Consider the following 13,176-nt stretch of genomic DNA (forward strand, 5'->3'; position numbering starts at 1 on the left):
GGGTTTCCGAGCGCCTATGACAGGTCCATGGATTTTTCCCACTGCTGGCGCATGACGTTCATCTCGGTGCGCTTCTGCGCCATTTCGCTGACGATGACGCGAAGGTTCGGGTGGCGAGACATGAACATGTTGAAGTCACGCCGCTCCAGTACTTCGAACTGGCAGAAATCGACAGCGATGACATCGGCCGTGCGGCGCCCGCCGCTCAACAGTGCCATTTCGCCGAAAAAGGCACCGGGCTCGAGCCGCACAGCGCCGCTTGCCAGCCGCACCTCCACCGCGCCAGAGGAGATGAAATACATGCTGTCGCCGCGGTCGCCGCGGCGGATGACGCGTTCGCCGGGCGAGGCGAGTTTGGGGTTGAACAGCAGGAGCAGTTCTTCCAGCGCGTCCTCGCCAACTTCGGAGAAGAGCGGGAAAGTCTCGACCAACTGCTGGATCCGCAGATAATGCTGACGCGCGCGCTCCTCGCCTAGTGCCCTGATTTTTTCTAGTTCCCGCGCCAAGGCGTCCTGATTTTTCCGGCCGTAACTTTCGTAGATGCGCGGCCAGTTCACCTTGATCTGGCGATTCAGCTTCTCCGCCACGAAGATGACGAGCGGGTTCAGCGTGATGGAGAGGATTGCTGCGGCGAGGATCAGATCCTGTCCTTCATGCGGCAGGAGCCCGAGCGAGACGCCGAGGCCGGCAAGGATGAAGGAGAATTCGCCGATCTGCGCAAGGCCGCCGGCAGCCGTCAGGCCCATGCCGATCGGATAGCGCAACAGGGCGACGATCCCGAAAGAGATAATTGCCTTGCCGACGATAATCAGCGCCAACGCCCCGATGACAGCCAAAGGCTGACGCACGATGATCGATGGATCGAAGAGCATGCCGACCGAGACGAAAAAGAGCACCGAGAAGGCATTCTGCAGCGGCAGGGAGTCGGCGGCGGCGCGATGGCTGAGGTGGGATTCGCTCATGACCACGCCGGCGAAGAAGGCACCCAGCGCAAAGGAAACGCCGAAGATCGCCGCCGAGCCGAAGGCGATGCCGAGCGCAATGGCGAGCACGGTGAGCGTGAAGAGTTCACGCGAGCCGGTGCGGGCGATCAAAGTCAAAAGCCAGGGCACGATACGCGGCCCGAGGAAGATCGCCATGGCGGCAAAGGCTCCGACCTTCAGCAAGGTGAGCGCGATCGTGGCCGAAAGCGGCAGGTCGAGACCATGCGAGGCGGTGTCGTTCGCATGTCCGCCCAGAAGTTCGGCGAGGGCCGGCAGCAGCAAGAGCGCCAGTACCATGGCGAGATCCTCGACGATCAACCAGCCGACGGCTACGCGCCCGCCGGCTGTATTGACGAGGTTGCGGTCTTCCAGCGCTTTCAGGAGCACGACCGTGCTGGCAACCGAAAGGCTGAGGCCGAAGACGATACCGGCGCCGAGGCTCCAACCCCAAAATTCGCCAAGGCCGACGCCGAGCAGGGTGGCAAGCAGGATCTGGCCAATCGCGCCCGGCACGGCGATGCCGCGCACAGCCAAAAGATCGGATGCGGAGAAGTGCAGACCGACGCCGAACATCAGCAGGATCACGCCCATTTCGGCGAGCTGGCTCGCAAGCTCCGTATCGGCGACAAAGCCCGGTGTGAACGGTCCCATGAGAATGCCGGCGAAGAGATAGCCGACCAGCGGCGGCAGTCGCAGCCTGTCGGCGCAATAGCCAAGAACCGCCGCAAAGACGAAACTTACAGCTACCGTCGCAATCAATCCCGTTTCCTGATGCATCCGCCCTCTCACAATGCCCCGCGGCCGGCACTTTAGGATGAAGCGCCGGCAAAGTTAAAGAGTTGATTTGGATGGATTAGACCTAGATGGCCGGCTTTTTTAGCGGAACCACTAAGCTCCCGTGTCGTTGCTTATATATCCCGTGTCGTTGCTTATATATGAAGACAAGGAGAAGAGAGATGCGAAAGATCATCATCAACTGCGCAATCGCTGCCCTTGCCCTGGGCTCGGCTGCAGCACCTGCAATGGCAGACAGCGTTACGGTCACACGCGAGCGTTCCTATGATGGATATGACGGATATGACCGTTATGACCGCGACCGGGTCCGACCCGGCGTTACCATCAGTGATCGCGGCATTACGTTCGGCGCGGTGCGCGAACGTGATCGCTGGCGCGATCGGGACCGTGACCGTTGCTATACGCGTAGCGTGACGCGCCAGACCGATGAAGGCACTGTCACAAAAACAGTAAGGCGGTGCGACTAAGCAGCAGGCTGAGTCCTGCATTTTGCGGAACTTCAACATCGTCCGCCACGGATAGCAGCCCTCGCCCTTCGGGGCGTGGGCAAGCACAAAAGAAATATGTTATTGGAGATATTTGGTGCCCCATGCCGGGGTCGAACCAGCACTTCTTTCGAAACTCGATTTTGAGTCGAGCGCGTCTACCAATTCCGCCAATGGGGCAGCGAAATACGAGGCGGCTGTCTAACATGCGTTCGCCCGCGCGTGCAAGACGGCGGGCGAAGTTTTGGCGCTTAGAAATCCGGGTTTAGTGGGCGACTGCCTCACTTGAGGCAGTGAGGCCGGATTTCTTCAGCGTGATCGCCAGGACCGAGGCCAGCAGGCAGAAGGCGCCGGCGATGAAGAAGGCCGGCAGGTAGCTTTCCAGCGCCGTGCGCGACAGGCCGGCACCATAAGCTGCGGTGGCAGCACCAAGCTGATGACCGGCGAAGACCCAGCCGAAGACGAGGCCGGCTTTTTCACGGCCGAAGCGGTCGGCGGCAATCTTGACTGTCGGCGGCACGGTGGCGATCCAGTCCAGACCATAGAAGACGGCGAAGATCGAGAGGCCGTAGAAGCTGAAATCGCTGAAAGGCAGGAAGAGCAGCGAGAGACCGCGCAGGCCGTAATACCAGAAGAGCAGCCAGCGATTGTCGAAGCGGTCTGAGAGCCAGCCGGAGCCGATCGTGCCGAAGAAATCGAAGATGCCCATGACGGCGAGAACGCTGGCGGCTGCGACCGGCATAATGCCGAAATCGCCGCAGAGCGTCACGAAATGGGTCTGGATAAGGCCGTTGGTGCTGAGGCCGCAGATGAAGAAGGTGGCAAACAGGATCCAGAAGGTCGAGGTCGTCGAAATGTCTCTGAGAACTGTGATCGGTGTTGCAAGTGCTGCGGCGAGCGTGCCGCGGGCAGGGGCCGGCGTCACCTGGGTTTCGCCGACCGAAGGCAGGTTTACGTCCGAGGGGCGGTCACGCATGAAGAGCAGCACGAGAAGGGCCGCGACCATGATCATCGCGCAGACGAAGAAGACGGTGGCGCGCCAGCCGTAGCGTTCCGTGAGTTCCGCCATCAGCGGCAGGAAAACGAGCTGGCCGGTTGCTGAGCTTGCCGAGAGCATGCCGACGACAAGACCGCGATGCTTGACGAACCAGCGCGTGGAAACCGTGGCTGCCAGCACCATGGCGGTCAGGCCGGTGCCGAAACCGACGACGATGCCCCAGAGCGCCAGCAGATGCCAAAGCTTAGTCATGAACAGCGAACCGACGAAGCCTGCGCCGATCAAGGCAAGGGCGAAGACGATGACCTTGCGGACACCGAAATAGTTCATGAAGGCAGCTGCGAAGGGACCCATCAGGCCGAAGAGGATCAGGCGGATGGCGAGGGCAGAGGAAATTTGCGAGGTTTCCCAGCCGAATTCGTCCTGCAGCGGTTTGATGAGGACGCCCGGTGCGCCCATTGCGCCGGCGGTTACCAGCATGGTCAGAAAGGTGGCGGCGACGACAACCCATCCATAGTGAATGTTTCGCCGGGCAAGGGATGACGCAAGGACTGCAGAGACCATGGGCAAATTCCGTTATGACGTGAGGACCATATACAAGACCGCTTTACATGACGGTCATCATATTTGTTGCGTATTGATGATGGACATCATATAAATTGTCAAGCGACCATTTCCGGAGACGAAGAATGCGGGTCAGCCGCGAGAAATTTGCAGAAAACCGCGAGAAGATCCTGACGGCCGCCAGCGTGCTCTTTCGCGAGAATGGGTTCGATGGCGTCGGTGTTGCCGACATCATGAGGGCGGCGGGTCTTACACATGGCGGGTTTTACGGCCATTTCGAATCGAAAGACGACCTCGCGCTGGAGGTCAGCCGTAAGCTGATCGAGCGCGTGGAAGAACGCTGGCGTGAGCTAATCGCCGCTGAACCAGACAAGCCGCTTCAGGCACTGCTCGATCACTACATCCATTGGCGCACGGTCGACGATCCCGGCGGAAGCTGCGTGTTTGCCTCTCTGATCCAGGAAGTCAGCCGCAGCGAAGGCGCGGTTCGTGCGACCTTCAGCGAAGGGTTGTCCACGTTGGTCGATGTCCTGAAGGAGGTGGTGCCGGGTGCGACCGAGGAAGAGCGCCGCGCCAATGCGACATCGACGCTTTCATCGATGATGGGGGCCGTCATTCTTGCCCGTGCGGTGGAGGATCGGGCGCTCGCCGAGCAGTTTCTAGTCACAATGCGCCGCAAGCTCGACCCGGCACGGCAATCTTAAACCGCGCTGTTTCGGATTCGCTCGCTACGCCAGCGGTCTTTGACGGATGTCGTCGCGAAAGCGCGAGACGGCGCTTTACTTGAAGCCGGCGACGTTGTGCGGAATGTAGGGTGCTTCGAGTGCGGCTATATCATCGGCGCTGAGTTTCACCGTCAGTGCGCCGACGGCGTCCATCAGATGTTGCGCCTTGGATGCGCCGATGATCGGGGCAGTGACGGCGCTCTTCTGCAAGATCCAGGCGGTGGCAACCTGCGCTCTGGAAACGCCATGGGCCTTGGCGACTTCGGCAACCTTCTCGACGATCTTGCGATCGGCATCTTCGGCCTGCTTATAGAGCGTCTTGCCGAATTCATCGGTCTCGCTGCGGTTGGTCATCTCATTCCAGTCGCGGGTCAGGCGGCCGCGGGCAAGCGGGCTCCAGGGTATGACGCCGATCTTCTGGTCCTCGCAGAAGGGCAGCATTTCCCGCTCTTCCTCACGATAGAGCAGGTTCACGTGGTTCTGCATGCTGACGAATTCCGTCCAGCCATTCAAACGTGAGGTGTAGAGCGCCTTGGCGAACTGCCACGAATACATGGAGGAAGCGCCGATATAACGCGCCTTTCCGGCTTTCACGACATCATGGAGAGCTTCCAGCGTTTCCTCGATTGGTGTCGTATAGTCCCAGCGGTGGATCTGGTAGAGGTCGACATAATCGGTGCCGAGGCGGCGCAGGCTGTTGTCGATCTCATCGAAGATCGCCTTGCGCGACAGGCCGGCGCCGTTCGGGCCGGGGCGCATGCGGTTGAAGACCTTGGTCGCGAGAACAATATCCTCGCGCTTGGCGAAATCCTTGATGGCGCGTCCGACGATCTCCTCGGAGGAACCATTGGAATAGGTGTTGGCCGTGTCGAGGAAATTGATGCCGAGATCGATCGCCTGTTTGAGGAGCGCACGGCTTTCCACTTCCGGCAAGCTCCAGGCGTGGTTTCCGCGGTTGGGATCGCCATAGGTCATGCAGCCGAGGCAGATCTTCGAAACTTCGAGACCGGTCTTTCCTAGTTTTACATATTCCATGAAAGTGCTCCGCAATGAATTTCAGCGACTCCGAGGCGCATGCGCATGATGTAGCGCAGAAATCGCCGAAGTCTCAGCGAGCCCGACAGAGAATGTGTTGTGCAGTTAGCGCAATAATACCCGATGAGCGGGCGGAATGTCGTCTTATCATTGCGGGTTACACCGCTTGCGCATTCGGTCGGTGAGGTGTTAGCTGGTGCAGCATTTTACTGGATCATGCCCATGAAACTGCCGCCCGGCGATCGATATGACACGCTCTACCGCGATTTTTCCTGGCAGGTCCCCGAGGATTTCAATATCGGCCGCGCCGTCTGCGACGACTGGGCCGCGCGTGATCCTGATCGCGTCTGCCTCGAACATTTTAGTCCCGACAGCAACCATCTGTCGTTGACCTATGGCGAGCTTGCCGCCCGTTCCTCATCCTTCGCCAATGCGCTTTCGGCACTTGGTATCAGCAAGGGGGATCGTGTGGCGCTGCTCCTGCCGCAATCCTTCGAGACGGTCATTTCGCATGTGGCGATCTACAAGATGGGCGCGATTGCGCTGCCGCTCGCGCTGCTTTTTGGTGTCGATGCGCTGGAGTACCGGCTGAGGGCTGCAGGTGCGACAGCTGTCGTCACCAATGGTTTCGGGCTAGCGCGCATCAACCAGATTCGCTACCGATTGCCTGATGTCAGACATGTCATCAGCGTCGATGGAGCCTCCGCAAGCACGCTCGGCTTTGCCGATCTGGTTTCAGCCCATTCTTCCACTTTTGAAATTGCCCAGTCAGGCCCGGACGAGCCAGCGCTGATGATCTTCACGTCGGGCACGACGGGACCGCCGAAGGGAGCGCTGCATGGCCACCGGGTTCTCGCCGGCCACATTCCCGGCATGCAGTTTGTCCATGAGGGTTTCCCCCAGGCGGGAGACAAGGTCTGGACGCCATCCGACTGGGCATGGGCCGGCGGACTGCTCAATGCGCTGCTGCCGAGCCTGATGCTCGGCGTGCCTGTTGTTTCCTCGCCGGCACAGAAGTTCGATGCCGATATGGCCTATCGCATCATGGCCGAGATGAAGGTGCGGAATGCGTTCATTCCGCCGACGGCGCTCCGGCTTCTGAAATCCGTCGAGGAGCCGCGCTCGAAATACGGTCTCGTGCTGCGCACCATCGGTTCGGCAGGTGAATCCCTGGGGCGCGAAACCTACGAGTGGGCGCGCCGCACGCTCGGCATTACCGTCAATGAATTCTACGGGCAGACGGAGTGCAATTTCGTACTGTCTTCGAGCGCTGCCTTCGGGGTAACGAAGGCCGGCGCAATCGGGCGCGCTTCGCCCGGCCACAGGGTGGCTGTTGTCAGCGACGAGGGCGTCGAACTGCCGGTCGGCGAACAGGGGCAGATAGCTATCGCCAGCCCCGATCCGGTGATGTTCCTCGGCTACTGGAATGACCCCGATGCGACGGAGAGGAAATATGCTGGGGGTTGGCTGCTGACCGGCGATATCGGCCGGCAGGACGCGGAGGACTATGTCATCTTTGCCGGCCGTGACGACGACGTCATCACCTCGTCCGGGTACCGCATAGGGCCGGCGGAGATCGAGGACTGTCTCGTCGGCCATCCGGCCGTGCAGCTTGCCGCTGCCGTCGGCAAGCCAGATGTTCTGCGTACGGAAATCGTCAAGGCCTATATCGTGCTTTCGCCGGGTTACAGCCCGAGTGCGGAGCTGGCAGCGGAAATCCGGGACTGGGTGAAAACCCGGCTTTCGATGCACGAATATCCGCGCGAGGTCGAATTCGTCGATGCGCTGCCGTTGACGACCACGGGCAAGGTCATTCGCCGACTGCTTCGGGAAAAGGCTGCGGTGGAAGCGAAAAACTAGCCGCGGCCGGCAAGCGACATGATCTTTTCGCGGAGCATCTTCGCCATATTGCGGGTGCTGCGGTACATGTGAAGCTGGGCTGCGACCTGGCGCATGTCGCGGTCACCGTTGTGGGTGAGGCCGATCACCAGCGTGCCCATCTCCTCGCGTTCCTGCCAAAAGCGACTCATGATCGGATGATCTGAGACGGCGCAGGAATCCGAACGTACGACATTGGCATCATCGAGATGCCACTCGGTCAGTTCACTCATCAAAAGCTTGCCCGGCGAATAGCGGGAGTAATTTTCGTCATAGGCAGTCTTCCAGGTATAGGCCTCGCCGCCCATCATCAGCACGACCACGGCAGCGATTGCCTTGCCATTAACGTCGATTGTGTGGATGCGCACGGCATCGACTTCCGCCAGATTGGAGACAGCCTCGCGGGCAAAGGCGGTGTGATAACGGTCGGTCACCAGCGCGCTGCGGCGCTTGCCTTTCCAGCCGCCGGCCTCCAGCGCCAGGAATTCCTCGAAACGCATGTGAATCTCACGCGGCTGGCGGGCAACGGTGTGGACGACCGTGCCGAGCTCATCGAGCAGTCGCCACTGGCGGCGCATCTCGCGCTGGTGAGAGGAAGATACCGTGCGGCCGAGATAGACCATGGCGTCGTCATTGCTCTGCAGCATCGGCCGTTCGTAAGGATTGGCGACGGTCAGCGGCAGGTTGCGGCTAAGCGCCACGGCCTTCGCCATGCGCACGAAGATGCCGTTCAGCCGGACGTCCGGCAGCACCAGCGTGCCCGGGAGGCCGAGATCTGGCGTGACAAGGCCTTCGAAGAGATTGTCCAGCGTCTCGGCCGCGTCCTCCGCATCAACCAAGGGGGTGCCAAGCGGACCGAAACTGTTTGCCCAGCCGCGGATGATCGACGGGCCGACGGCGAAACCGGGTTTGTCGATCGAGAAGGGCATGAGCAGACGCATGCGGCTGCGATGTTCGTTTTCGTCGCGGATGATCGCGAAATTGACCTGCCGGTCTTCCAGCCGCGGCATGGCGGGCGCCAGGAAACGGCCGCTGAAGAAGACGTTCGGCTCCATCGCGCGGTTGGAAAGGAAGTCCAATTCTTCCTGCAGATCGTAACCCAGCTTGCCGGGGTAAAGGCAGAGCTCGCGCCCCAGCCGGCCGATTTCGATCCGTGCTTCAGCCTGCGGCACCTCGAACTTGAGTGCGGCAAGATCGTGAACCATGCGGTTCGCGTTGCTGTCGGTGCTCTCGGTGATGGGTGGTAAACGCACCATCTATCGGGCTCTCATGTCTGGCGTTGCAGCGGAAGGGGTTGCAAAGGCAAAAAGCGTAAAGCCGAGTGCGCGGCGCACAAAGACATGCAGCAGGATCGCTTCCACAGCCATGGCGGAGGCCGTGGCGATCGCCGTGCCGACGATGCCGTAATGCGGGATCAGCAGGAGATTGAGGCCGACATTGGCGGCGAGCGCTCCAGCATAAAGGGCGACGCAGAGGTTCTGCTTGCCTGCCATCATCAGCAGCGTCTCGGCGGGGCCGACCAGCGCCTTGGCAAGGATACCGCCCAGCAGGATCGCCATCAGGATGTAACCGGCCGTAAAGGCGCCGCCGAAAAGCGACAGCAGCAGATGCCCGGCCGCCAACACCGCGAGACCGGCTCCAAGCGCAGGCCAAAAGGTCCAGCGGGCGGCATCGGCAGCCGCAACCGCGAGATCGGCCCGGTTGCCTTCGGCGATAATCGAGGAGAAGCGCGGGCCGGCGGCGGCCTTCACTGAGAAATTGATGAAATGCACCAGCGCCATCGTCTTGGCCGCTGCGAAATAAATTGCGACGTCATGCGGCTCCAGGAAGATGCCCACGACGACGACATCGGAGTTGGTCAGCAGGAAGCTCACGCCCTCGATGAGGAAGATCGGGAAAGCAACGCCCAGCCATTCCAGGAAGTCCACCTTGCGCGGGCCGGCATCGTAATGCCTGCGCATCCGGTAGAGCGTGGCGGCATATTGGCCGAGTGCGGTGACGAAGGTTGCCGCGAGTGCTGCCTGCATGGCGGTGACTGCCGTGTGCGGTGCGCCGAAGAAGATCGCAGTCAGCATGAAGAGGATGATGAGGATCGGCCTGACAATATAGACCGGACTGAACGCCATGACGGGCCAATGATTGGCCCGCGACGTGCCTTCGAGAATATCGCCGAGCGCGATCATCGGCATGGCCATGAGGCCGAGGAATATCGGCACCAGATAATAGCTCTCGATCCTGTTGCCGAAGAAATGGAGGCCAAGCATGCCGGCGATGAGAACGGTCGTCCCCGAGAGCAGCGCGAAAACACGCGCGGAGCCGGTCAGGCCGCGGATTTCGGCGAAGGCGCCGGCAGCGCGATATTGCGGCAGGAAGCGGACGATCGCGGTGTGGAAACCGAGGCAGGAAAGATCGCCGCAGAGGACGACCAGTACCCACACGAAAACGAAGATGCCGTATTCATATTCGCCCATCAGCCGGGCGAGCACGATCTGCGACAGGAAGGCGAGGGCTGCACTGAGAATACGGATTGAAAAGGCGATTAGTGCCATACGCTGGGCCGCGGCCTTGTCGCCCCGTTCGGTCAGAACTGCGGTAAGCATGCGCAGCACGCGGCCGGCGATCGGCCGCAGCCCCGCGGGCAGCATTTTTTCCGCTGTTTCTATGACCGCCATTTTAACACGCAAAACTCTAAGGGCAGGGCATTCGCACGGCCAAGTCTTGCCAGATCAGAGTTAAGAAACGGTATGCCCAACGAGGCGGCATTGCCCGCCGCGCCGATCCATAATTGGACGGAAATTACCCAAGAAAAATGGCGCCCGAAGGCGCCATTCTCAAACCTGTTCGAAAGCACCGTGGCAGTGCTTGTATTTCTTGCCCGAGCCGCAGGGGCAGGCCTCGTTGCGGCCGACCTTGCCCCAAGTCGATGGATCGTTGGGGTCGCGGTTCTCCGGCGGCACCGTGACTTCAAGCGCCTGATAGGTCGTGTTGGTGAACTCATCCTCGCCGGTCATAGGATCGAGGTGATGGGCCTGCATGACCGGCGGTTCCGGCTGCGGCGGAGCCTGCTGCACCAGCTCGACGCGCATCAGCTGCGCGGTGACGGCCTGACGCAGGTTGTTGAGCAGCGCCTGGAAGAGCTCGAAGGCTTCCGACTTGTATTCCTGCAGCGGATCGCGCTGGGCGTAACCGCGGAAGCCGATGACGGAACGCAAGTGGTCGAGGTTGACGATGTGCTCGCGCCACAGATGGTCGAGCGTCTGCATGACGACCTGGCGCTCGACATAGTGCATGATGTCGGGGCCGAAGCGCTCGATCTTCTCATTGAAGGCGGCATTGGCGGCTTCCGTCAGGCGTTCGCGGATATCGTCTTCGCCAATGCCCTCTTCCTTTACCCAGTCCTCGATCGGCAGATCGAGATTCAAGATATTGGCAACCTGTGCCTTCAGACCGACCGCATCCCACTGTTCGGCATAGGCGCGTTCCGGAATATGCGTTGTGACCAGATCATCGATGGCTTCGCGGCGCATATCGGAAACGGTCTCGGAAATATTCGGCGCTTCCATCATCTCGACGCGTTGTTCGAAGATGACCTTGCGCTGATCGTTCAGAACGTCGTCGTACTTCAGAAGGTTCTTGCGGATATCGAAGTTGCGGGCTTCGACCTTCTTCTGCGCACGTTCCAGAGCCTTGTTGATCCAAGGATGGACGATCGCTTCGCCCTCCTTGAGACCGAGCTTCTGCAGCATGCTGTCCATACGGTCGGAGCCGAAGATGCGCATCAGGTCGTCCTGAAGCGAAAGATAGAACTTGGAACGGCCCGGGTCACCCTGACGGCCCGAGCGGCCGCGCAACTGGTTGTCGATGCGCCGGCTTTCGTGGCGCTCGGTGGCGATGACGTAAAGACCGCCGGCGGCGAGCGCCTTTTCCTTGAGCTGCTTGATCTCTTCTCGGATTGCCTCGATCTTCGCGTCACGTTCCGAACCCGGCTCGATTTCGCCGAGCTCGCGCTCGACACGCATATCCAGGTTGCCACCGAGTTGGATGTCGGTACCGCGGCCGGCCATATTGGTCGCGATCGTGACCGCGCCCGGCACGCCGGCCTGGGCGACGATATAGGCTTCCTGTTCATGATAGCGGGCGTTCAGAACCTGGAAGTTCGAGAAGCCCTGCTTGCGCATCAGCTCGGCCAGGAATTCCGACTTTTCGATCGAGGTGGTGCCGACGAGCACCGGCTGGCCGCGCTGGTGGGCGTCCAGGATCTCTGCGATGATCGCCTTGTATTTCTCTTCGACCGTCCGGTAGACCTCGTCGTCCTCGTCGATACGCTTGATCGGCAGATTTGTCGGCACCTCGATGACATCGAGGTTGTAGATGTTGCCGAATTCTTCCGCTTCCGTCTGGGCCGTACCGGTCATGCCGGCGAGCTTGCCGTACATGCGGAAGTAGTTCTGGAAGGTGATCGAGGCCAGCGTCTGGTTTTCCGGCTGGATCTGCACCTTTTCCTTGGCTTCCAGCGCCTGGTGCTGGCCTTCCGAATAACGACGGCCCGGCATCATGCGGCCGGTGAATTCGTCGATGATGACGATCTCGCCGTTGCGGACGATGTAGTCCTTGTCGCGCTGGAACAGCTTGTGGGCCTTCAGCGCATTGTTGATGTGATGAACGATCGCGACGTTCTCGATGTCGTAGAGCGAGGCGCCCTTCAGGAGGCCGGCCTGCTTCAACAGGTTCTCAAGCTTTTCGGTGCCGACTTCGGAGAAGTTCGCCGAACGCTGCTTTTCATCGATCTCATAGTCTTCCGGCGTCAGCAGCGGAATGTAGGTGTCGATGGTGTTGTAGAGGTCGGAGCGGTCGTCGAGCGGACCAGAGATGATCAGCGGCGTGCGCGCCTCGTCGACGAGGATCGAGTCCACTTCGTCGACGATTGCGAAGTTGTGGCCGCGCTGGACCATCTGGTTCTTCTCGTACTTCATATTATCGCGCAGATAATCGAAGCCGAGCTCGTTGTTGGTCGCGTAGGTGATGTCGCAATTGTAGGCGTCGCGGCGCTCCTCGTCGGAAAGGCCGTGGACGATGACGCCCGTGGTCAGGCCGAGGAAGCCGTAGAGACGGCCCATGGTCGCGGCATCACGCTGAGCGAGATAGTCGTTGACGGTGACGACATGCACACCCTTGCCGGCAAGGGCGTTCAGATAGACCGGGAGGGTCGCGACCAGCGTCTTACCTTCGCCGGTCTTCATTTCGGCAATGGCGTTGGAATGCAGGATCATGCCGCCGACAAGCTGTACGTCAAAAGGTCGCATGCCAAGGACGCGGCGCGAGGCTTCGCGCACGACCGCAAAGGCCGGAATGAGGATGTCGTCCAGCGTCTTGCCTTCTGCGAGGAGTGCGCGGAACTCCAGCGTCTTTGCGGCAAGCTGCTCATCCGTCAGCGCCTTGGTCTTCTCTTCAATAGAGTTGATTGCGGCGACGTTCGGCTGGAAGGACCGCACGCGGCGATCGTTGGCAGAGCCAAATAACTTGCGGGCAATACCGCCAAAGCTGACCATATGACTGGTCCTTTCTGAATATTCTTCCCCGACGTTTCTTATTCGCTACCCAGCCGAAAAACAGGCGCACGCTTGAAAACGCCCGGAAACTGTTCTGGACGCGAGGTTGCGTGACAGATAAGAGGGGGGGCAAATGATGTCAACGGATTTGGCTGATATAGAAAG

9 protein-coding genes and 1 tRNA gene are annotated in these 13,176 nt (G+C 60.4%); 3 read left to right on the plus strand and 7 right to left on the minus strand.

Annotated elements, in window-relative coordinates; translation table 11 throughout:
• Nucleotides 1-14 precede the first annotated feature (14 nt).
• Entirely contained in the window at nt 15-1,760 is a 1,746-nt protein-coding gene (locus FHT78_RS27015; RefSeq protein ID WP_183749624.1) for a cation:proton antiporter, read from the minus strand.
• A 179-nt stretch (nt 1,761-1,939) separates the two neighbouring features.
• On the opposite strand from FHT78_RS27015, the gene FHT78_RS27020 reads away from it, so the two are divergent.
• Complete coding sequence (locus FHT78_RS27020; protein ID WP_183749625.1) at nt 1,940-2,245, plus strand: hypothetical protein; 306 nt, start codon at nt 1,940-1,942, stop codon at nt 2,243-2,245.
• Between the two features lie 113 nt (nt 2,246-2,358).
• On the opposite strand, the gene FHT78_RS27025 is transcribed toward FHT78_RS27020, so the two are convergent.
• Together FHT78_RS27025 and FHT78_RS27030 are read right to left on the minus strand one after the other, a co-directional pair.
• Nucleotides 2,359-2,443 (minus strand) — tRNA-Leu (locus tag FHT78_RS27025).
• 85 nt (nt 2,444-2,528) lie between these two features.
• Nucleotides 2,529-3,824 (minus strand): MFS transporter, encoded by a 1,296-nt coding sequence (locus FHT78_RS27030; protein WP_183749626.1) that lies wholly within the window; start codon nt 3,822-3,824, stop codon nt 2,529-2,531.
• Between the two features lie 125 nt (nt 3,825-3,949).
• Between FHT78_RS27030 and FHT78_RS27035 the strand changes: the two genes are divergently transcribed.
• On the plus strand, nt 3,950-4,528 hold the full coding sequence (locus tag FHT78_RS27035) for a TetR/AcrR family transcriptional regulator (protein ID WP_183749627.1): 579 nt from the start codon (nt 3,950-3,952) through the stop codon (nt 4,526-4,528).
• Between the two features lie 75 nt (nt 4,529-4,603).
• Here FHT78_RS27035 and FHT78_RS27040 read toward each other — a convergent pair whose 3' ends face one another.
• A complete protein-coding gene (locus FHT78_RS27040; protein ID WP_183749628.1) occupies nt 4,604-5,584 on the minus strand; it encodes an aldo/keto reductase in 981 nt (326 codons plus the stop codon).
• A 222-nt stretch (nt 5,585-5,806) separates the two neighbouring features.
• Here FHT78_RS27040 and FHT78_RS27045 point away from each other — a divergent pair, with 222 nt between their 5' ends.
• The gene (locus FHT78_RS27045; RefSeq protein ID WP_183749629.1) at nt 5,807-7,444 is read left to right on the plus strand and encodes an AMP-binding protein; all 1,638 of its coding nucleotides are present in this window, start codon (nt 5,807-5,809) and stop codon (nt 7,442-7,444) included.
• Here FHT78_RS27045 and FHT78_RS27050 read toward each other — a convergent pair.
• The 3 genes from FHT78_RS27050 to secA all read right to left on the minus strand — a co-directional run bounded on the left by FHT78_RS27050 (nt 7,441) and on the right by secA (nt 13,011).
• Nucleotides 7,441-8,718, minus strand: a complete 1,278-nt coding sequence (locus FHT78_RS27050; protein ID WP_183749630.1) for a GNAT family N-acetyltransferase — start codon at nt 8,716-8,718, stop codon at nt 7,441-7,443. The two genes, FHT78_RS27045 and FHT78_RS27050, sit on opposite strands and share 4 nt — an antisense overlap.
• The gene (locus FHT78_RS27055) at nt 8,719-10,134 is read right to left on the minus strand and encodes an oligosaccharide flippase family protein (protein WP_183749631.1); all 1,416 of its coding nucleotides are present in this window, start codon (nt 10,132-10,134) and stop codon (nt 8,719-8,721) included.
• Between the two features lie 159 nt (nt 10,135-10,293).
• Entirely contained in the window at nt 10,294-13,011 is a 2,718-nt protein-coding gene (gene secA / locus FHT78_RS27060; protein WP_183749632.1) for a preprotein translocase subunit SecA, read from the minus strand.
• Nucleotides 13,012-13,176 lie beyond the last annotated feature (165 nt).

The organism is Rhizobium sp. BK196 (genome assembly GCF_014193255.1).
GTDB lineage: Bacteria > Pseudomonadota > Alphaproteobacteria > Rhizobiales > Rhizobiaceae > Rhizobium.